19 protein-coding genes are annotated in these 20494 nt (G+C 35.3%); 6 read left to right on the forward strand and 13 right to left on the reverse strand.

Going from position 1 to position 20494, the window contains the following annotated elements; genetic code table 11:
- The first annotated feature begins 15 nt into the window (after nucleotides 1-15).
- Nucleotides 16-2247, forward strand: a complete 2232-nt coding sequence (locus LX80_RS09405) for a hypothetical protein (RefSeq protein WP_146250458.1) — start codon at nucleotides 16-18, stop codon at nucleotides 2245-2247.
- Between the two features lie 4 nt (nucleotides 2248-2251).
- On the opposite strand, the gene LX80_RS09410 is transcribed toward LX80_RS09405, so the two are convergent.
- The 3 genes from LX80_RS09410 to LX80_RS09420 all read right to left on the reverse strand — a co-directional run bounded on the left by LX80_RS09410 (nucleotide 2252) and on the right by LX80_RS09420 (nucleotide 6199).
- The gene (locus LX80_RS09410) at nucleotides 2252-3469 is read right to left on the reverse strand and encodes an N-acetylmuramoyl-L-alanine amidase family protein (protein ID WP_111295590.1); all 1218 of its coding nucleotides are present in this window, start codon (nucleotides 3467-3469) and stop codon (nucleotides 2252-2254) included.
- Nucleotides 3470-3550: 81 nt separating this feature from the next.
- Nucleotides 3551-4819, reverse strand: coding sequence for a PorV/PorQ family protein (locus tag LX80_RS09415; protein ID WP_111295592.1), 1269 nt, complete (start codon nucleotides 4817-4819; stop codon nucleotides 3551-3553).
- Nucleotides 4820-4828: 9 nt separating this feature from the next.
- A complete protein-coding gene (locus LX80_RS09420; protein ID WP_111295594.1) occupies nucleotides 4829-6199 on the reverse strand; it encodes a DUF4270 family protein in 1371 nt (456 codons plus the stop codon).
- Between the two features lie 343 nt (nucleotides 6200-6542).
- Here LX80_RS09420 and LX80_RS09425 point away from each other — a divergent pair, with 343 nt between their 5' ends.
- Together LX80_RS09425 and LX80_RS09430 are read left to right on the forward strand one after the other, a co-directional pair.
- Complete coding sequence (locus tag LX80_RS09425) at nucleotides 6543-7589, forward strand: Kelch repeat-containing protein (RefSeq protein WP_170120428.1); 1047 nt, start codon at nucleotides 6543-6545, stop codon at nucleotides 7587-7589.
- A complete protein-coding gene (locus LX80_RS09430; RefSeq protein ID WP_111295598.1) occupies nucleotides 7582-7929 on the forward strand; it encodes a DUF4907 domain-containing protein in 348 nt (115 codons plus the stop codon). Before LX80_RS09425 ends, LX80_RS09430 begins: the two co-directional genes overlap by 8 nt.
- Before the next feature lie 101 nt (nucleotides 7930-8030).
- Here the strand turns inward: LX80_RS09430 and LX80_RS09435 are convergent, their stop codons facing one another.
- Together LX80_RS09435 and LX80_RS09440 are read right to left on the reverse strand one after the other, a co-directional pair.
- Nucleotides 8031-9824 carry an acyl-CoA dehydrogenase family protein gene (locus LX80_RS09435; protein WP_111295600.1) on the reverse strand — a complete coding sequence of 598 codons (1794 nt, stop codon included), beginning with the start codon at nucleotides 9822-9824 and terminating at the stop codon, nucleotides 8031-8033.
- A 46-nt stretch (nucleotides 9825-9870) separates the two neighbouring features.
- On the reverse strand, nucleotides 9871-10311 hold the full coding sequence (locus tag LX80_RS09440) for a MarR family winged helix-turn-helix transcriptional regulator (RefSeq protein ID WP_111295602.1): 441 nt from the start codon (nucleotides 10309-10311) through the stop codon (nucleotides 9871-9873).
- A gap of 98 nt (nucleotides 10312-10409) precedes the next feature.
- Here LX80_RS09440 and LX80_RS09445 point away from each other — a divergent pair, with 98 nt between their 5' ends.
- The 3 genes from LX80_RS09445 (at nucleotide 10410) to LX80_RS09455 (ending at nucleotide 13746) form a co-directional block, all read left to right on the forward strand.
- Complete coding sequence (locus LX80_RS09445; protein WP_170120429.1) at nucleotides 10410-11216, forward strand: alpha/beta fold hydrolase; 807 nt, start codon at nucleotides 10410-10412, stop codon at nucleotides 11214-11216.
- 20 nt (nucleotides 11217-11236) lie between these two features.
- Nucleotides 11237-12388, forward strand: coding sequence for a glycosyltransferase family 2 protein (locus LX80_RS09450; protein WP_111295606.1), 1152 nt, complete (start codon nucleotides 11237-11239; stop codon nucleotides 12386-12388).
- Nucleotides 12389-12633: 245 nt separating this feature from the next.
- Nucleotides 12634-13746: an ABC transporter permease gene (locus LX80_RS09455; protein ID WP_211307739.1), complete on the forward strand. Its 1113-nt coding sequence runs from the start codon at nucleotides 12634-12636 to the stop codon at nucleotides 13744-13746.
- Here LX80_RS09455 and LX80_RS09460 read toward each other — a convergent pair.
- The 8 genes from LX80_RS09460 to cysC form a co-directional block, all read right to left on the reverse strand.
- Nucleotides 13699-15186, reverse strand: a complete 1488-nt coding sequence (locus tag LX80_RS09460; protein ID WP_111295608.1) for an O-antigen ligase family protein — start codon at nucleotides 15184-15186, stop codon at nucleotides 13699-13701. The genes LX80_RS09455 and LX80_RS09460 overlap by 48 nt on opposite strands.
- On the reverse strand, nucleotides 15186-16034 hold the full coding sequence (locus LX80_RS09465; RefSeq protein WP_111295610.1) for a Wzz/FepE/Etk N-terminal domain-containing protein: 849 nt from the start codon (nucleotides 16032-16034) through the stop codon (nucleotides 15186-15188). The genes LX80_RS09460 and LX80_RS09465 overlap by 1 nt, the downstream gene beginning before the upstream one ends.
- Before the next feature lie 33 nt (nucleotides 16035-16067).
- Nucleotides 16068-16535: an Lrp/AsnC ligand binding domain-containing protein gene (locus LX80_RS09470; RefSeq protein ID WP_111295612.1), complete on the reverse strand. Its 468-nt coding sequence runs from the start codon at nucleotides 16533-16535 to the stop codon at nucleotides 16068-16070.
- 393 nt (nucleotides 16536-16928) lie between these two features.
- Entirely contained in the window at nucleotides 16929-17987 is a 1059-nt protein-coding gene (locus LX80_RS09475) for a sulfotransferase (RefSeq protein WP_111295614.1), read from the reverse strand.
- A complete protein-coding gene (locus LX80_RS14485) occupies nucleotides 17962-18354 on the reverse strand; it encodes a hypothetical protein (protein WP_111295616.1) in 393 nt (130 codons plus the stop codon). The genes LX80_RS09475 and LX80_RS14485 overlap by 26 nt, the downstream gene beginning before the upstream one ends.
- Nucleotides 18351-18527: a hypothetical protein gene (locus LX80_RS14490; protein ID WP_170120430.1), complete on the reverse strand. Its 177-nt coding sequence runs from the start codon at nucleotides 18525-18527 to the stop codon at nucleotides 18351-18353. The genes LX80_RS14485 and LX80_RS14490 overlap by 4 nt, the downstream gene beginning before the upstream one ends.
- A gap of 11 nt (nucleotides 18528-18538) precedes the next feature.
- Complete coding sequence (locus LX80_RS09485) at nucleotides 18539-19873, reverse strand: arylsulfotransferase family protein (protein WP_111295618.1); 1335 nt, start codon at nucleotides 19871-19873, stop codon at nucleotides 18539-18541.
- Nucleotides 19857-20480 carry an adenylyl-sulfate kinase gene (cysC, locus tag LX80_RS09490; RefSeq protein WP_211307740.1) on the reverse strand — a complete coding sequence of 208 codons (624 nt, stop codon included), beginning with the start codon at nucleotides 20478-20480 and terminating at the stop codon, nucleotides 19857-19859. Before cysC ends, LX80_RS09485 begins: the two co-directional genes overlap by 17 nt.
- Nucleotides 20481-20494: the final 14 nt, after the last annotated feature.

Raw genomic sequence — 20494 nt, forward strand, 5'->3', positions numbered from 1 at the left:
CTTATAAAAATACCCATGAAAAAATACATTATAGGTTTTTGGTATTCGCTGCCGGTACAGCTTTTTATTCTTCATTTCAGAAAATATCAGATTTTATTATTGTTCTGGTACATTTTATTTGCTACGGTGGCCGGATATTTTATGGATAGTTTTGGGGCTTATTCACTTTTTCTGGCACCTGAATATTTTGATAAAGTGAGTCCTTTTAGTGCTGCCATTGTGGGTTTTGCCATTGGTATTTTTATAATGAGTTGGAATATTACCACCTTTATTTTAAATGCACGATACATTAAATTCTTAGCAACAACCGCTGCACCTTTTTTAAAATATTGCATTAACAATGCCATTTTACCGCTTATTTTTTTAGTTTTTTATTTTATAAGAGGCCTTCAATTTTCGCAACAACAACAATTACAAAGTTTAGGTGAATCATTATTAACGGCATTAGGATTTACCGGTGGTTTATTTCTATCAATTTTACTGGCCTTTGTGTATTTTTTTAGTGCAGACAAAACAATTTATTATACCATAAAGCAAGGCATTGCCGAAGCAAACAAACGATATAATGCTATTATTAATAAAGATGCATTGCCATTAACCAAACTAGAAATGCGTGTTGACTGGTTTTTAAGTGCCAGTTTTAAATTGCGGCGGCCCAGAGATATTAGGCATTATAACGAATCATTTTTAGATGATGTTTTTTCTAAACACCATATTTCCGCTGTTATTGCCATATTAATTGCCTTCATTTTTTTAATTGTTTTGGGCTTTAGTGCCGACAGCAGATTGTTTCAAATACCTGCAGCAGCCAGTATTTCCATTTTATTTGCTATTTTAATTGCAGTATCGGGTGCTGTTTCTTTATTCTTTAAAAGCTGGAGCATTCCGCTAATCATTGTTATTTATTTAATACTGAATTATTTGTATCAAATTGGAGTAATTGACCCTCGCAATAAAGCCTATGGTTTAAATTATGATAATAAGGCACAACGTCCATTATATGATGCTTCAAGTATTCGTCAACTATGCAGCGACAGTGCAATGGAAGCAGATAAAGCCTACTACTTAAACATTTTAAACAAATGGAAGGCAAAGCAAAAAGAAGAAAAACCTATTATGTACATTATTAATACCAGTGGCGGAGGCTTACGAAGTGCTGTGTTTACCATGAATACCTTGCAAAAAATAGACAGTGCCTTACATGGCCAACTTATGCAGCATACCTTATTCATTAATGGGGCTTCGGGTGGTTTACTGGGTGCTGCCTATTTTAGAGAGTTGTATTACCAAACGCGTTTAGGCAACAAAAACATCAACTTATACAACCCTGCCTATGTTGATGATATTGCCAAAGATTTATTGAACCCTTTATTTTCATCGTTTGTAACACGAGATATCATTGGCCCGGTGCAAAAATTTAATTATGAAGGGTTTGAATACATTAAAGATCGCGGTTATGCCTTTGAAGAGAAATTAAATGAAAATACCCACGGCTATTTAAATAAAAACATTTATGCTTATGCTAAGCCCGAAGCCAATGCAACTATACCAATTATGTTTTTTAATGCTACCATTAGTCGCGATGCCAGAAGTATGATTATGGCAACACATCCGGCGCGTTTTTTAATGCGCCCATTGTCCGACTCAGCTCATTTAACCAGCTATGATGCCGATGGCATTGATTTTAACAGCTATTTTAAACGGCAAAATAGTGATAGCTTAAGGGTATTATCTGCACTTAGAATGAATGCCACATTCCCAATAGTATTACCTAATGTATGGCTGCCTTCAAAACCTATTATTGATGTAATGGATGCCGGTTTACGTGATAACTTTGGTCAAGAACTCACCCTACGTTTTTTAAACGTATTTAAAGATTGGCTTCAAGAAAATACACAAAAAGTAATTGTTATTGAACTTCGTGATCGTAGTATTGATGACTGGGAAAATCCTTATGACAATACCAGTTTATTAAGTTTATTAACCAAACCCTTGCTCATACTGCAATATAATTGGTACCGTTTTCAAGATTATTATCAACACAATTCATTAGACTATTTTGCAGAAAGTTATGGGCCGCATTTTTATAGTTTATCGTTCCAGTATTTGGCCTCTAAAACTGATGCTGCCGCAACTTTAAATTTCCATTTAACCGCAGCCGAAAAGAAAAGTGTAATGAATGCCTTTTACAACAAGGCCAATTTAAATGCTTTACAGGTTTTATTAAAGCAATCTAACTTGCGGTAAAATGCTAATTTTTTTCAGTTGCCGCATACATTAGCCAATCTTTTAAACCGGCAACAATTTGTCGAGCTACTGCCACTCGAAATGCAGGATTTTTAATTTTGGTTTCATCGGCTTTATTGCTTAAAAAAGCAATTTCAACCAAACAGTTCACAAAATCTGTAGGGGCATTCAAAGCAAAGTTGAAACTTCCTACATTGCCAAATTCATTTAAATGAATGGCCAACATGCTTTTTAAAATAAATGTACTAAGCGGCCTAAAGCCAATGTGTTTATAATAAGTGCTTACCCCATTTACACTTGCATCATCGGCTGAGTTGAAATGCAAGCTAATTAATGCATCAGGATTTTTTTGTTGTAAAAACAATATTCGGTCCTTGTTATCAAACGTTGTATCGCTTGTTCTGGTCATAATTACTTTCGCATGTGCCAATTTTAATTGCCTTTCCAGCTCTTTGGCAAATAATAATGTATAATTTTTTTCAACTAATCCATATACAGTTCCGGAAGCACCTGAATTTGTGCCACCATGTCCGGCATCTATGGCAATTGTTAAATGAGATAAGGTAACAATAGGGGGTTGACGTTTAACTTTTATCAGCAACTTATGGCCTTCATAACCCATGCTATAACCCCAATGTTGGGCATGTTTTAATTGAATGGTTACTTCCAATACATCATTTTCGGTTTGACGATAGTACAGATTTTTGATTTCTTTCAACGATTGTAATTGGGTAATCCAATTGGTATTACTCTGCACCCCATACAGTTGAATTTTAATAGCGGATGGATTTAACTCCATGTGCGATGTATAAGGAACTTTTTGAGGAAGATAAATAGACACAATATCATAACAACTATCGGTACCCCAGGCTTTCCATGAACCACTTAATACGGTAGGTTTGTATTGAATAGTTGTATCGGCTAAAATCATTGCTGTATCAATTAAAGCAGTGTGGTATTGCGATAATTGTACTTGAAAAAATTTTTGTGTTTTGCCAATTACTTTGCAAATAACACCTGTATCAATATAGCCCATTGTAGCACCACCTAATCTGTCGGTACCGTCACCATACAAAAAGGCAGGAAGTTTGCCGGTTGTTTTCCCATACCAAACCGTATCAATGGGTAGTGAATGATTGTTTGGTTTTTCATTTGTATCGGCCGAATGACTGCAGGCTATGAAGAAAAATGAAAATAAAACGGATAAAGAAATGTACTTCATGGTAAAATTTTAAGCACCCTTACATTGCTAACCATGAAAATACTATTATTTCAACAAAGAAAATAAAGTAAAAGATTGGAATTAGTCATATCTTCTAAAATGACGGGGCAACCAAAATTCACGAAATCCTAAAATAAAGGTTACCTGCAAATAATCTTCTTGCACTAAACCATTGATGGTTGTACCACGAACACCCCCCTCTAAACTTACTTGACCTGTTAATGAACTTCGAAGCGCATTAAAGCCAATGCCTACGGTTCCACCAATATTATCAATTTGCTGACCGGATACATTTACGTATGATTTGCCGGCAAAAAATCCTGCCTGATAAAATGTTTTTTCTGCTTTTAAATCACGATAAGTATTTTTCTTACTATACTCAAAACCCAGATTTAACCTGCTACTGTTTACCAAATTATAAGAAAGTCCTCTGTAATTCAGGCTTTGCCAATTTTGAAAAGTATAATCTGCAGCAAACGTATAATCCTCTTTATAAGTAAGCGCAATGCCTGCTGTGTACATATCAGGTAAAGTAAAATAACCAACACTATACTGCGGGTTATTAATTAATGTAGTGGTACCATCTGTAACCAATAATGAGGTTACACTGTTAAGTTTGGTTTGTAATGAACCCGAAGCACCAATGGCTAATTTCCATTTTTTAGCAATTTTAGTTCTGTATTGCATACCAAATTTCAAGTACGGGTTATTCAAATAAGTATTCTTATTGGTTACCAAATTACTGTCTAATCCTGTGCCTGAAATGGTTTCTGTTTGCCCTAATTGACCAAATAAATAAGAAGCTTGTAAGCCAACTGAAAAATGATCTGAAAATTTATAGCTGTTGGTTATGTAAAACAAATTCGTACTTCCGGTACCTGTATAATAGGCCGAAAATGTTTGTGGTGTACCTTGAACCACCTTATTGGCATAAAAAGAGTAGTTGGCAGTACTAAAGGGCGATAAACCAAAGCCAATTGCCCACTTAGGTCTAACTTTTATGGCCATGGCAATCCTTTTGAATTGAATATCTGAGCTTTGGTTATTGTTTACAATATCAATAGGTTGACCATAATAATTTACACCTCTGTAACGAACGGCAATTTCAAAATTGAAAAAATGCTCATCCAACATACTTAATGAAGCCGGATTAGCCATATATTGAGCTCTTGCACCGGAAAGGGCCACCCCGGCATGTCCCATTCCCGATGTACGATCTAAATAACTTTGTTCCAAGTCGCCAATTCCTATAATTGAATAAGGCGAGTTGTTGTTTTGAGCATTTAGCTTGGTAAAAAAACAATGTGATAGTAGCACTAAAAAAAATATGTAGTATGCAATTTTCTTCATGGGTAAGAATTAGTACGATTTTACGGATGCATAATATAAATCTAACTCAATTTGACAATTTATATTAGGATAAAACCTATTACCGGCAACCAATCGAGCAAATTGAGATTGAAAAGCAGGATTAGGTGGCGTTAATAATAAACCGGATTGATAAAAAGGATATTCAGGATCGGCCAAAATGGTTTTTACATAATTGGTTAAATCGTACGAATAATAACTTTTACCATTAAAATAATCGGTAACCAAATTGCCATATTGAACACCCGCAGCGGTACCGGGCGTAGCTACCGAAGTAATATCTTGACCTAACTGATTTAAAATAGTTGTAGTGGATAATCTTAGTTGAGGCGGTAAATAATAAAGCGGACTATACGTTCCTGCAACAGGTCTGACTATAAGTTGAGCCTTCAAAAATTTGGCGTAATAGGGTAATTTTTGAATATCCTGAATATTAGGAAAGCGAATTTTAATCATGGTATTGGAAATAGGCTGAGAAAAAGCCATATTACCCGTTTGGGTACTGTTAATAACATTGGTTTTACCCGGTTGATTGAGACTACCCAAATTATTTAACATGGTAGCCGACCTGTCGGCAGTAACATGAATAAAGTGTAAGTTCCGGTTTACTAAGGGGAATGCGAGCCTGGCACTATCCTTATATAAGCTGGGATTATGATACGCCAAATAAACCGTTGCAGAGTCTGCACAGGTGTAAACTGCATTGCTGCTGCCATTCGAAGCAATTCTAAGTCCGTAAAAATAACTTAAAAAATTGGCAGTACTTTGTAGATCTAAACTAGCTGTTTGAATTTTATTAAATAACTCTTGCCCCAAGGCATCATCTAATCTTATATGAATTGAGTCATCAACTGAAGGGCGGATATACGTATTAATTACACCCAATGGCGTAGGAAATACCGCAAAACTATTTTTGCTGTATAATATTGAACCCGGATCACCGTAAAATGAAGGAGGAACAATAGGCTCTGACAATCTGGATACTTGAATTTGAATTGGTTGTGTAGTATCACCATAAAAAGTTTTCTTCAACTTCATGGTGATATATAATGAGTCGTAAATAGATTTTACATAATCGGTAGCTTTTGTAGTAGGTGGTGCTATTTCATAAAAAGTTTGGGCATCCAATCGGCCAAAGTAAGGGTCAGTATAGCCACCAAAAACGGTTACACCGGTTTGGCCGGTTGAAAATGAGTCGATATAAACTGTAGAAAGTTCTACGCTAAATGTGTCAGTCATTATAATTTGTGTAATATTATTATCTAACAACTGACTACTAAAATTAATATCGGCCCGCTTACAGGCGTTCATCAACAAAACAGAAGCAAGGATAAAAAATAAAAAAAGTAATTTCTTAGGCATTATAATTAGTCTTAACTATTTAAGCTTGTAGTTTTAAAGATTTATTTGGGTTTTACATATTTGAAATTTCGGTTTCAAAGTAGCATAATTTACAAATATACAGCTACAACATTTGCAAATATGCACTTCACCCACATATTCAAAAAACAAATACAACGCAAGGTTACAAAACATAGCACCAGTCAAAACAAAAAAACTTGTTAAATCAATCATTTTCACTAAAAAAAAGCTCACTCAAAAGTTTGACCATACCACTATTATTCTCTTATCTTTGAAACCTTAATAGAAAACCGTATAGCTTTTTTTAAAGAAAAGCAACCTAATTTCAAAAAACTAAATGTCAATGAAGCGAATTCAGTATTACTTTTTTTTACCCGCCAGCTTGGTATTGCTGCTAATTTCTTGCGCCAGAACTGTACTAGACCCTACTCAAAGCAGTGGAAACTGGGTGCTTTCACCTAACGATTTTGTGGGCGATCAGCGCACCGCCGCCTGTGCCTTCACAGTTGGCAATGTTGCTTATATTGGCACGGGTTATAATTTAGCTAAAAATATTCGGTATTCCGATTTATACTCTTACGATCCTACCAAAGGCTCTAACGGTAGTTGGACACAGTTAGCCAATGCCCCTGCCAATTTTACTCCGCGCAGTAATGCAGTTGCATTCGCCATTGGTACAAATGGATATATTACTACCGGGCAGGATAATTACAATAATTTCCTTAACGATATGTGGCAATACAATACCATTACCAATACTTGGGTTCAAAAAGCAAGCTTTGCCGGCACACCTCGCATTGATGCTTTGGCTTTTTCAATTGGTAATTTAGGTTATTTATTGTGTGGCTATGATGGCGGTTCTAACAAAAAAGATTCTTGGCAATATGATCCCAATTCAGATACATGGAGTTTAACGCCTACACAATTTACAGGTAGTAAACGCCAAGGGGGTATTGTATTTGTTTATCAAAACAAGGCCTATATAGTTACAGGTACTAATAATGGTGAAGTAAACGACTTTACAGTTTTCGATCCATCAAACACTACCAGTCCCTGGAATCAATTACGCCCCATTACCAATGTAAGTACAGATACCTACGATGACTTATATACTAATATTATACGCGACCATGGTGTTGGATTTGTATTAGGTGACTCAGCTTACATTACTACCGGACAAAATGGTAGCTACAACATCAGTACTTGGGGATACGATTTTAAAAACGACTTATGGTTCCAAAAAACCAATTTTGAAAGAGCAGGTCGTTCAGGCGCTGTTGGATTTTCAGTTGCCGGACGAGCTTTTGTTACGACCGGTGCCAGCGGCTCTGCTTACTATGATGACTTGAATGAATGGTTCCCTTATCAACCTTATAATCCAAATGATTAAAAAGTATTGGGTTTATATATTATTTGGAATAGCAGTTGTTTTTTATGTAATAACCGGTTGGCTGAAAGATAAGCCAAAAGGTGCAGCTAAAATTCCGGAAGTAACTTATAAAACCTTTTACTCTGATAGCTTGCATTGGGGTTACGATATTTACGTAAACAATGAATTACGATTTCATCAACCCATTATACCCGGGGCTTCAGGTAAACAAGGTTTTGTTTCGGAAGAGCAGGCAGCAACTATTGCCCGGCTCGTGATTCAAAAAATGAAAAATCATCAAACACATTTTCCAACTATTTCAAATGCTGAGTTAGATAGTTGCGGAATTACCAGAAATTAATCAATTCATGATATAAAAAAACCCGACAATATTAAATTGCCGGGTTTTTTATTGGTTCAAACTTACAGTTGATTTTCTCTTATACTCAATCTTATGGTATACTAAAAAGGATAACGATTCGCTTCAATCATTACTTTAGCAATGGTTCTGCGCGCTGCTTTAGTATTGTAAGGGTCAACTTTAGTAAAGCGCTTTAAGCCAATATGCATCATACGTAATTCATCACCATCTGCAAAACTGTTTAAAGCATCTTTACCGGCTTTATTAATTCTATCAGCAGCATCGTATAAATAAGTACGCACCATAGCTGCCTGAACAGCAACTGCCTCTTCGCCCTTTTGTTGTGCCAGTTTAATTAAACGAAGCAAAGCACTTTCTACATGGAACACTTCAATGGCCATATCAGCAATATTCATTAATAGCTCTTGTTCTTTTTCCAACTGCATCATTAATTTTTGAACAGCAGCACCTGCTACTAATAAAATGGCTTTTTTAAAGTTGGCAACATATTGTAGTTCTTTTGCAAATAACCCTTCCGGTTGATTGCCAAAATCAGGAATACTCATTAGTTCTTTCGCAACGGCCATTGCCGGTGACATTAAATCTAGTTTCCCTTTCATGGCACGTTTCAACATCATATCAACCGTCAATAATCGGTTAATTTCATTGGTGCCTTCGTAAATGCGATTGATACGTGAATCGCGGTAGGCTTTACTAATAATGTATTCATCACTAAAACCATTACCGCCATGAATTTGAACACCTTCATCTACCACAAAGTCCAATAATTCACTGCCAAACACTTTTAACATGGCGCATTCTATGGCAAATTCTTCGGCCGCACCTAATAATGATTTATCAAAACCGGCACCATTTTCCATTAATTCGGCTTCTTTTAAATCAATCCATTTTGCAGTTCTGTACAAAGCCGATTCAGCCACCCAAATACGAATGCACATTTCAGCTAATTTATGTTGTATGGCACCGAAGGTAGCAATGGGCACTTTAAATTGTTCGCGGGTATTGGCATATTGTACTGAAATGTTGGCTGCCTTTTTACTGGCACCCAATGCAGCCGCATCTAATTTTAAACGACCAATATTTAAAATATTGAAAGCAATGATATGTCCACGACCAATTTCACCTAATACATTTTCAACCGGTACTTTACAATCTTGAAAATAAAGCTGAACAGTTGAAGAACCCTTAATACCCATTTTATGCTCCTCGGGCCCCTGCGTAAATCCTTCAAAGCCTCTTTCAACAATAAATGCGGTAAACTTGTCACCATCAATTTTTGCAAAAACCGTGTAAACATCGGCAAAACCACCATTGGTAATCCAGCATTTTTGGCCATTCAGCAAATAGTATTTTCCGTCGGCACTTAAAGTGGCAGTTGTTTTAGCACTTAATGCATCACTACCACTATTGGGCTCGGTTAATCCATATGAACCTTTCCATTCACCGGAAGCCAACTTGGGAATATATTTTTGTTTTTGTTCAGGGGTTCCAAAATACAGAATAGGTAACGAGCCAATGCCTGTATGAGCGGCAATAGCTACTGAAAATGAAAAGCCTCCGCCTAAACCCTCATTCACAATTGTAGAGGTAATAAAATCTTTACCCAAACCCCCTAATGATTCGGGAAATGAGGTGGAAAGTAGCCCCTGTTCGCCGGCTTTCTGCAATAATGAAGGCATTAAACCGGGTTCTAACTGATCAATTCTATCAATAATGGGTTCAATTTCCGACGCAATAAATTGATGGCACATATCCATCACCATTTGCTGTTCCTCATTAAATTCTTCGGGAATAAAAGTTTGTTCGGGCAAGCTTTCCTTAATAAGCCATTCACCCCCATTAATGGCTGTTGTAGTGCTATTTGCTGTTGACATATTGTACAATTTTATGGTTGAGCAATTGTATTTTCGGTATAGTTCATTATTTTAAATTATCATATACCTGCTGCAATACTTTCTTAACAATTTCCACTTCTTCTTTATTAATGCCTGTTAAAGCTTCTTCCATAGTTGCATTAGCTAATTGCAAGGTTAATTCTTGCAAGCTTTGTGCAGCCGGTGTTAAACACACCAAATTAATTCGTCTGTCGGTTGGCGATGGGTGACGGTTAACTAATCCTTGCTTTTCTAAGTTATCTACTAATCGGGTAATACTGGGCTTATCTCTAAACGTGCGATTGCATAATTCCTGCTGACTTAAACAATCTTCTTTCCATAAATGATATAAAATACTCCATTGCTCAATGGTAATATCCAATCCAGCCTGCCGGAAGTTTTTTTGTAAACGTCTGGCTACTGCTATTGATGCCATTCCATTAATAACACTGTATAATTCGCCGCGTTTAAATTGGTTGTTTGGCATATAGTTAGTTATGCAACTATTTTCAAAATTGGTGTATCTTTACCAAATTACCAATTAATATTTGCGAAATTTTTGTTGGTATTTAAATAATAGTGGCCGTGATTCCAGAAAAAATTAGTTTTCAAAACTCGGTTATTCAATATTACACTGCCGGAACCGGGGCTCAGTACATTATTGCACTGCATGGTTATGGTGAGGATGGCAATAGCTTTGCCTTTTTGGAAAATTTATTACCGACCAACTATTCGCTCATTGCCATTGATCTTCCATTTCACGGCGGAACTATTTGGCAGGAAGGATTGCATTTTTCATTGGAAGATTTGTGGCAAATAATTCGAGGCATTACTAAAAACACAACTATACCCTACATTATAGTAGGTTACAGCATGGGTGGCAGAATGGCTTTGCAACTGTTACAATATTATCCACAATATTTTGAAAAAGCAGTTTTATTGGCGCCTGATGGATTACATCATAACAAATGGCATTTTCTTTCAACGCAAACACGCCTGGGTAATAGAACCTTCAAGTGGGTAATGAAGCATCCCAAACCTTTATTTGTGGCTATGGATATTTCTTGCAAACTAAAACTCTTTAATAAAAGCGTGTATAATTTTGCCCATTATTACTTAGATGATCCACATGCAAGGGAACAGTTATATGTGCGCTGGACTACTTTGAGAAAATTTATGCCGAATCACGCCATACTAAAACAAAACATACAAAAATATAAGATACCAGTACATTTGATTTTTGGAAAATATGATAGGGTAATTACGGCAAAGTATGGCCGGCTATTTAAAAAAGGTGTTGAGAATTGGGTTACAATTGAAGAATTGGATAGTGGTCATCAATTACTTAAAGAAAAAAATGCAGCATATATAGCACAAGCTATTTGTAAATAAAATTGTTTCTTTACAGCATCATGATTAGCTACATACTTATTATCATTTCAGCTATCCTAACTTTATTGTATGCAACGCTAATTTTATTGTACAGAAAATGGTTTTTACAATTACGCCTATTTAATTACAATCCATCATTCATTCCCACCACACCATTTAGTATTATTATTCCTGCCCGAAATGAAGCAGCAAATATTGGTAGCTGTTTACAAAGTATTGCACAACAAAACTACCCGCAACATTTATTTGAAGTAATTGTAATTGATGATTTTTCAACCGACGAAACTTCAGCAATAGTACAACAATGGCAACAACAATACAGCAATATTCGTTTAATGCCTTTAGCCAATGAAATACCCACGGAAAATAACTCATATAAAAAATGGGCCATTGAAAAAGCCATTGAAAAAGCCAATGGAACATGGATTGTTACTACCGATGCCGATTGTATTGCCAATGCTAATTGGTTGCACAGTTTAGCACAATGCATTGAAGAGAAAAAACCGGTTTTGGTTGTTGCACCGGTTAGTTTTATTTATTATCCAACCTTGCTTGGAATATTTCAGTATTTAGATTTTTTAAGCTTACAAGGTATTACAGCGGCATCGGTATCAGCAGGCATTCACAGCATGTGCAATGGTGCTAACTTAGCCTATTTAAAATCGGCTTTTTATACTGTAAATGGATTTAAAGGTATTAACCATATTGCCAGCGGCGATGATATGTTGTTAATGAATAAGATTAAACAGCATTTTCCCAACAGCATTGCTTATTTATTTCATCCTAACGCTATTGTATTGACGCAACCTGTATTCAGCTGGAAGGAATTTTTCAATCAACGTATTCGTTGGGCCAGCAAGGCAGACAAGTATGATGATAAATCAATTTTTTGGGTTTTAGTACTGGTGTACATTTATAATTTTATGCTGCTTGTGTTACCCATTTTGGCACTGGTATTTTTAAGTTGGCCATTATTGGTTTGCTGGATTGTTTGTGTTTTTATAAAAACGATTGCCGAACTCAGTTTTATGAGGCCTGTTAGCCGCTTTTTTGGAAGTCAGCATTTAAAATGGTTTCCATGGTTACAACCACTACACATTACCTATACCGTTATAGCAGGATGGCTGGGAAAATTTGGGCATTATGAATGGAAGGGCAGAAGGGTTGTATAAATCTTATTTCCTTGCCAACAAGCGCTTCTTTTTTTCCGGAAATCCGGCATAAAGAATTAAAACTACTAAGGATAACAGCACTAATGGCAAAAACAAAAAATTTTTTATTGCATGGAACATATTGGTCAATATTTAAGTGAACAATACCGGCAAATCAACTTTTACAAACAATAAGACCAATTGCCGAAAAAAATGTTTAACTATATTGCTTCAATTAATTTTGAAATTAGCAAGTAAACCCCAAAATGGCCGCATCAATAGGTAAACGCATAAAAAATTTCGGTCAATTAATGTTGCAACACAAAAGCATGAGTATTGGTGTTACTATCATTACCATAGCTTTATTGATTGCCATTTTTGCCTATGTTCTTGCGCCAGACAATAGTACCAATGCCAATCGTATGATACCTGAAATTGGCAGTAAACCTCCCGGATTTAGCATTCAACTTTTAAAATTGCCTTTACATAAAACAAATGAAAAAACGAGCGGATTTATAAACGGCTTGAAGTTTTTTTTAAATGGGAAGACCGATAGATTTAATTACATTCCCATTACTGCATACACAACTCGAAATGGCCAACTATATGCCCAAAAATATGTTGGCGATGGTGTAGAACAACCCATACAATTTCCGTTAAATCAACTTCCCCAACAATTTATAACAAAAGCTACTTTTTATTTAGGTACCGATACTTTTGGCAGAGATATTTTAAGCCGTTTACTTATTGGCACCCGTATTAGTTTGGCTGTTGGATTAATAGCCGTAGTAATTTCATTAACCATAGGCATTTTATTGGGCTTAATGGCCGGCTATTTTGGTGGAAAAACCGATGCTGCTATTATGTGGCTGATTAATGTAATTTGGAGTATTCCCACCATATTATTGGTTTTTGCCGTTACATTGGTATTAGGTAAAGGTTTTTGGCAAGTATTTATTGCAGTGGGCTTAACCATGTGGGTAAATGTGGCGCGTATGGTACGTGGGCAAACCATGGCAGTGAAACAACTGGATTATATTACTGCTGCCAAAGTTTTAGGATACAGTAATAGTCGCATATTATTGAAACATGTTTTACCCAATATTGCAGCACCGGTAATGGTTATTGCAGCAAATAACTTTGCAGGAGCTATTGTAATTGAAGCGGGATTAAGTTTTTTAGGCATAGGCATTCAACCCCCGCAACCCAGTTGGGGATTGATGATGAAAGAAAACTACAATTTCATTATTACCCATCAACCCGCATTGGCTTTAGCCCCCGGTATTGCCATTATGCTATTGGTAGTAGGCTTTAATTTATTAGGCAATGGGCTAAGCGATATTTTGAATGTACCCGGTAGTGTTAGAATCGGCAATTGATTGTTGTTCTTGCTTTAATTGTTTGGATAGTAATATTAACATTCCTAAGCACAACCAAAATATGCTGCCAATTTTATCTGTTTCAATTAAGTCGCTCAAAAAATTTAAAGTACCCACCATGGCAATAATTACGCCTGTTGTTAATGCGGTAATTGCCCAAAATTTGCTTTGCAGATGAATGTATAAATATTGGGAATATCCCAACATGGCAATGTATAAACACAAAAAAATTAATAAACCGGGCACCCCTTGCTCTAAGGCAGTTAATAGGAAATAATTGTGTACAGATGAGTGTTCCGGATTACCGCTTACCCAAGTTTTAAAACCACTATTAGCATACCCTTTATAAAAATTGTAAAAATTGTTAGGGCCAAAACCGGTAATGGGTTTTTCAATAACCATATTTGTTCCGGCTACCCAGCGGTAAATACGCTCTGCATTCGAAACATCTTTCATAGCAATCGTAGCTTTTAAATGTGCTTCAAAGTTGGTATGAAAAATGGTATGTTGATAATCGGGCTCAAATTGTAAATATTTATTTTGCATCACTAAACTCAAAGCCGTTACCGTTAGTAATATTCCCAAAGCAATTAATGATGGCCAAAGTAATTTTTTATAAATGATAAATGCCATACCCAAACCTATTAAAGCAGCCAACCAAGCTCCACGTGAATATGATAGAATTAAACCAATTATCATAACTATTAATGAAACGAATAACCATTTTTTTAATTGATTGGTTTTGGGTGTTAAAAACCACATGGCTATTGCCATAGGCATTATGCAAACCAACATTGCCGAATAATCAACATGATTTCGAAAAAAAGGGGAAAGCATTTTTTTAATTCCCTCAAAACTAAATCCATACCCAGCATGCCTAATAATGGCTTGTATAACCACAAACAGCATGGGTATTAATAAGCACAATACAAGCTTTTTTAGTTGTTGTTGAGTATGCACTAAAATATTAGGCAACAACACAAAAGGAATAATAAACCAGCTTTTAGCCAATAAAAACTTAACTGATAATAAAATATTTTGAGAATAGATACAAGCTATGGCAATCCATGCTATATGTATGGCTAAAATCAAAAGCAAAGGATGTTTGTATACATGATTTGGAATAACGGTTGGATGGAATAACCACTTAAAAAAAAACAATCCTGTTATAATCATCATGATTGCTTCGTCCGGAAAATCGAGTGATAAAGATGAGGTAACACCCCATTCGGTTGACAAAGGCAATAAACAAATTAATAACCAAAACAAATATTGTGTGTGAAACACAACTATATTCATTAATGGCCGAATAAGCAATAATAAAAGCGGGACAATCCAAATAATGGGTTGTTGTAATACAATACCCACAACCAAAGCGGCAAACCACGTTAGTATAATTACAATAAACTGATTTTTTACATATAAATTCAGTAATCGCATTACTCCCCTTTGTTACGATAATAAAGCAATACTCCGCTAGTTGCAATAACAAAGCTAATACAAGCTACGGCAATTAATACCAATATGGGTTTGGGTTTATCGGGCTTAACAGCTGGCGTAGCATATTGTACAACATACAATCCCGGGGCAACATTTTGAATAGCCAACTGCAAATCGCTTAAATTTTTTTGATATTGTGCCAATTGTTGCAGATAAGTCTGCTCGGTAATTTGTTGAGCAGTAGCATTAGTGTTTGTTTGCTTAGATAACAAGCTAAGTTGTTGCTGCAAATTTGCTATTTGATTTTTGATTGCATTATAGGTTTTTTCATAATTATTCAACCACAAACTTTCTTCACTTTGTTTTAAAAACAATACAGCCGCATTGGCAATAGCAGTGGCTTGTATATTGCTTTTATCCCATACACTTATTTCAAGCTGATTATTTTCGTTCTTTTTAAATTCAATATTTTTTTTCAATAATTGTTTAGCCTTAAAACGGTTTACACTGGCATTCATTTCATTTAGCGCATAGTAATTAGCCAAATTAAAACTATCAGTTAAACGAAAATACAGCGTGTCTAACTTAGCCATTCCATACAATAAATCTAAATCATCATTGTTACCAAAGTAAGAATATAGGCGTTGTAAATTATTATATGCGGCTCGTTCTTTATCAGCCAATTCAGGATTAGAAGGCAATACAATGGCAGTAGCTTTATAATATTTAGGCACCAATAGCAAGGTGATACTTGCAATAATGAGTGATAAAACAACAACCGTAATAATTTTAAATTTATGCAAGCCAATCATTCGGAAAACATCGGCTAAATTAAAAGAATCGGGCATAGATATTGTTTAAACAGTTATTGTATTGAATCACTATTGGTCAACCACTACATTACGGCTAAAACTTTCTTCCAACGAAATAAAGGTTTCAGTGCGTTCAATACCCTTTATATTTTGCAATTTATCATGTAAAACAAAGCGCAGTTGTTGAATGTCTTTCGTAACAATTTCTGCGAACATACTATAATTACCGGTGGTGTAGTTCAGTCGTACAATTTCAGGAATAGATCGCAATTCTTTGGCAACAGCATCATAAAGCGAGCTTTTTTCTAAGTATATGCCTATAAAGGCAATCACATCATAACCTAAAGCTTTTAAATCAACGGCTAACTTTCTTCCTTTCACAATATTTTGCTCTTCCAGTTTCTTAATGCGAACATGGATGGTACCACCGGAAACAAATAACTTTTTCCCTAAATCGGCATAGGAAATTTCAGCATCTTCCATCATTGCCTGTATAATTTGTAAATCGAGTTTGTCAAGATTTAATTTAAGGCTCATATTGCAGTTGATTTTTAAATAAATTTAATTAAACAATAAAAATAATGAACATTTTCTAAATTTTTAAAAATATTGTTGATTTATTTTTAAATAATGGGCAAATCTGTTTAATATTGTGCTGTCAATAACAAAAATATAGTTCTTTATACTGTGGGGTGATGAAACTTTTGGCAGACATGCCCTCTCGTCTCGGGGGTGAGGACAAAAGGATAAACGTAACATAGAGCCTTTCGCAAGAAAGACCGGGGTTGACCACCGGACTTTGTGTTATAGCTAACTTCCTCGTGTAGGTTCGACTCCTACCCCTACAGCTCTCTCTAATTCTCATGTGCATTTGGGCCTTCGGAGTTTTTACTTTGAAGGCTTTTTTGTGCCGCAATGCAATCGTTACATTTATTTACATGCCTGCATGGCTTTGTCCCGCAGTGCTTCATAGACAAACATACATGCTTTTAATAAACTATCATCAATTTTTTCTTTAACAGGAAAATTAGCATTTTTAAATATAAGTGTTGATTGTTTTATAGGTATTTCTATTCGCTTTAATAAGTGTTGAAATTGCTCGGCATTATGGATAGATAAATCTTCATAACAAATGGGCACTGCATTATTTCCTACTAAGCTTAAAACTCTTTCATAATAGTTTTTCCAACAAACCAGCCAATAGTTAATATCTTCTATAGAAAACTGTTGCAAAATATTGTATTGATGATCATTCCAAATAAATGGTTTATGACCCATTCCAAATTCATAATGCCCCAACCAATTCATGTATTTTAACACAAACCCATTTTGCTTTTGCATTTGGGTAAAATGTTTATGCTGCTTTAATAAAGAAAAGGCATGTGCAACCGGCAACCGAAAAGGTATAACAAATGTTGCTTGTGGCATATTTGCCATTAGCGCCGGCAATCGCAATAATTGATTATTATTTTTCGATAAATAACGTTTAGCATTATTGGTAGTATTGGAATTTAATAATACATGTTTTATGAACAACTGAAATTTTTGAAGCACTTCATTATTGGGTTCATGTGGCACTAAAAAACTTTTCCGGATATAATCATTCCCACAAAAACATTTCCAAAAAATTTCTTCAAAAGCCTCAGGACTGTTAATACTAACCATAATTCCATCAGCATGCGCTCTCTCTTTTTCTTCAACAGTTTTGTTTTTTTGAACTTTCATTTTACTCCATACGCCCGGCATTAACACAAATGGCATATCGTTGTAGGTTAAGCAGGTAAAACTTTCCGTTTCATATAGTGCACGCATTAGTATGGTAGTGCCACTACGTGCAAGGCCTGTTACAATAACAGCATTTTCAGAATTTGCGAATTTATTTTTTTGAAATGCAGTTTCCCAATCAAAACTTAATTCCATTACGCTTTTATTGCCCAATGCTATTTGATGTAATATTTTGCTACTAAGCGAATAGTTGAAGTCGTACATACATTTTTTTAGCTAGATAATAAACAATAAATGCAATAATTGAAACTAGAAATGCTCGAAAACTAATGAGATATGCAAACCAATGAATAGAGGGAAAAATTTGATTGATAGCCATTAATATAAGCAAAAAGGCACCTATTAATATTGTCAATAACAAAAGCAGGATAAGGCTATTTTTAAATAAACGAATAGCATATCCTAAAATAAATTGTTGCTTATAATTGTCTGAACATTTAGCAAACCTTGCAAAAACCGTAAAAAGTTTTGAATAACAACGTATAGAGGATTTTAAGTAACGAGCAAAAGGAAATTGTTCAGCAGCGGCATACAGCCCAATAAACCATAGGAATAATACAAAATCGTTCATTTAGTGGTTGTATGGGTTGTGTTATCGGTATTAGATTTTCCTTTAAATTTCTTAATCAGGCGTTTAATAGGATACCAAACAATAGCAAACAATGCCATAAAAAAGGATATTAAAATTCCTATTATTACCGATAGTGCTCCGCCGTCCATACCCGGCCCAATGTAGTTAAGCATATACCAAGAATTTAGTTTTCACAATAGTTATATTTTCCTTCGCCTTTTTTAAACAGATAACGCCCCCACGATAACATGCTGATATGTGTGTCATCAATCGGATATTTGAATTCCCAAAGAACATTAGTAGGGCTTACACGAAATGCTCTGCCAAAATTGGTTTCTTCCACAAAGGCAGTACCGTTAGGTAAAATTTTTGCTCTTCCTTCCGTTAATGTTCCAATACTTTTTTCGCTGAATACTTTTGAAAAAGGTTTTGTAATACTATCATTAGCAAAGTTGTACAAATACACTTCATTGTTTTTTTTAAATAGCTTATCGCCGCCTAAAGCAAATGTTCTAATAATATTGTTGCCAAATACACTTATGTGGGTACTGTCAACAAAATCGGGACAATGCTGATTTAACCAAGGGCCGGTTTTTAACCAAATAATTTTGTGTGTAGATGGCCGGTATAAAAACACGGTACTTTTATGGCGAAGGCTAATCAGCAAATCTCCTTTTTGCCAATATTTGCTGCTATACAATGCCGGTTTAATTTCATTTAAGTGCAAAGGATCTTCTTCAATTTCCGATGTTCCCAACAACAAAGCTTTATAACCATTATCCATTAATATCTGTGCAACCGATTCTTTCAATAATACTTTTCCCTGTGGCGAAATACATGCAATAGCATCATTTCTGTTTTTATTGGCTAATGATTCCGGTATAAAAGAGGTGTCCAATACAGTAGGTGTCCAAATATTTCCATCAGCATCTATTTCTGTTGAATGATGAAACACACCATCAATCATCCACATTAAGTGATTATTACTGTCTAATCTAAACAAAGGACCTTCATTAAATTTAGCAATAATACTGCCATCAGATAACAACAAAGGATGCAGTGCTCGTGCTCGTACAGCATTTAATACACTTGACTGAAAAAATGGATTTTGATTGTGCGTAGCCGAACGAATGGTTTTTAAAGGGGGGATCCATTCATGTATAATACTTCCATTATTTAAATTAATGAGCTGAACAGCTGTTTGACTATATTGGGGATTATATACAGTGGTTAATAATGCTGCAGTATCTTTTTGATTGGTAAAATATACCAAGCCTTTTATGGCGGTATTTTTGTTTGGAAGAATTTGTTGATTGAAACCCAATATATCCTCGAAAGCATCTTTTACTTGTTTGGGATATGACGCTACTTTTACTGCCCATACCCCTACCACACCTAATTTTTTGCCACCCATTAGCTGGTGCCTTACAAAAGCACCAAAAACCACAGTAATTAAAACACCGAGCCATATTAAAACCAATACCCAACGAACCGCCACTTTTTTATGCAATAAAGCCATTCTTTATCCATTTATTTTTTTCTAAAAATTGTATTAGCAGCATTCCGGCTTCATTCACCGAAACTTGTTCCGTATTAATTTGCGCATGGGGCTGTTTCGGAATTTCATAGGGTGCATCAATACCTGTAAAGTTTTTTATTTCTCCAGCCAATGCTTTTTTGTACAAGCCTTTGGGATCGCGCTGCATACAAGTTTCAATGGTTGCATGTACATACACTTCAATAAAGGCTTCTTTTCCTACAATTTGAGCTGCCAATTGTCTTTCTTTTTCTATTGGAGTAATAGAAGCTACAATTACCACAATACCGGCCTGCAGTAGTATTTTGGCCACTTCTGCTATACGTCTTATATTCTCGTCTCTGTCGCTTTGTGAATAACCTAAATCATTACATAATCCTTTTCGCACCACATCACCATCTAACACTACTACTGGTATTTGATGAAGTTTAAGTAATCTGCTGCACTCATTTGCTACGGTTGTTTTTCCTGAACCACTTAATCCTGTTAACCATATAACAAAAGGCTTAACCAAAATATTACTTTGAACCGATGAATGATCAGAAAATAAAAAAGCCGGTTTTATGGGTTCACTAAAATTAGCATGCATACTGAGCAATTAAA

This window comes from Hydrotalea sandarakina, from assembly GCF_003254115.1.
In the GTDB taxonomy this organism is placed as follows: Bacteria; Bacteroidota; Bacteroidia; order Chitinophagales; family Chitinophagaceae; genus Hydrotalea; species Hydrotalea sandarakina.

Bases quoted from the DNA above. Each gene is read 5' to 3' on its own strand.
- LX80_RS14490 (WP_170120430.1), bottom strand. From the start codon at position 18,527: ATGCTTAACTACATTGGGCCGGGTATGGACGGCGGAGCACTATCGGTA.
- LX80_RS09435 (WP_111295600.1), bottom strand. From the start codon at position 9,824: ATGTCAACAGCAAATAGCACTACAACAGCCATTAATGGGGGTGAATGG.
- LX80_RS09420 (WP_111295594.1), bottom strand. From the start codon at position 6,199: ATGCCTAAGAAATTACTTTTTTTATTTTTTATCCTTGCTTCTGTTTTG.
- LX80_RS14485 (WP_111295616.1), bottom strand. From the start codon at position 18,354: ATGAACGATTTTGTATTATTCCTATGGTTTATTGGGCTGTATGCCGCT.
- LX80_RS09410 (WP_111295590.1), bottom strand. From the start codon at position 3,469: ATGAAGTACATTTCTTTATCCGTTTTATTTTCATTTTTCTTCATAGCC.
- cysC (WP_211307740.1), bottom strand. From the start codon at position 20,480: ATGCATGCTAATTTTAGTGAACCCATAAAACCGGCTTTTTTATTTTCT.
- LX80_RS09455 (WP_211307739.1), top strand. From the start codon at position 12,634: ATGGCCGCATCAATAGGTAAACGCATAAAAAATTTCGGTCAATTAATG.
- LX80_RS09450 (WP_111295606.1), top strand. From the start codon at position 11,237: ATGATTAGCTACATACTTATTATCATTTCAGCTATCCTAACTTTATTG.
- LX80_RS09460 (WP_111295608.1), bottom strand. From the start codon at position 15,186: ATGCGATTACTGAATTTATATGTAAAAAATCAGTTTATTGTAATTATA.
- LX80_RS09415 (WP_111295592.1), bottom strand. From the start codon at position 4,819: ATGAAGAAAATTGCATACTACATATTTTTTTTAGTGCTACTATCACAT.
- LX80_RS09405 (WP_146250458.1), top strand. From the start codon at position 16: ATGAAAAAATACATTATAGGTTTTTGGTATTCGCTGCCGGTACAGCTT.
- LX80_RS09425 (WP_170120428.1), top strand. From the start codon at position 6,543: ATGAAGCGAATTCAGTATTACTTTTTTTTACCCGCCAGCTTGGTATTG.
- LX80_RS09440 (WP_111295602.1), bottom strand. From the start codon at position 10,311: ATGCCAAACAACCAATTTAAACGCGGCGAATTATACAGTGTTATTAAT.
- LX80_RS09475 (WP_111295614.1), bottom strand. From the start codon at position 17,987: ATGTACGACTTCAACTATTCGCTTAGTAGCAAAATATTACATCAAATA.
- LX80_RS09470 (WP_111295612.1), bottom strand. From the start codon at position 16,535: ATGAGCCTTAAATTAAATCTTGACAAACTCGATTTACAAATTATACAG.
- LX80_RS09430 (WP_111295598.1), top strand. From the start codon at position 7,582: ATGATTAAAAAGTATTGGGTTTATATATTATTTGGAATAGCAGTTGTT.
- LX80_RS09485 (WP_111295618.1), bottom strand. From the start codon at position 19,873: ATGGCTTTATTGCATAAAAAAGTGGCGGTTCGTTGGGTATTGGTTTTA.
- LX80_RS09465 (WP_111295610.1), bottom strand. From the start codon at position 16,034: ATGCCCGATTCTTTTAATTTAGCCGATGTTTTCCGAATGATTGGCTTG.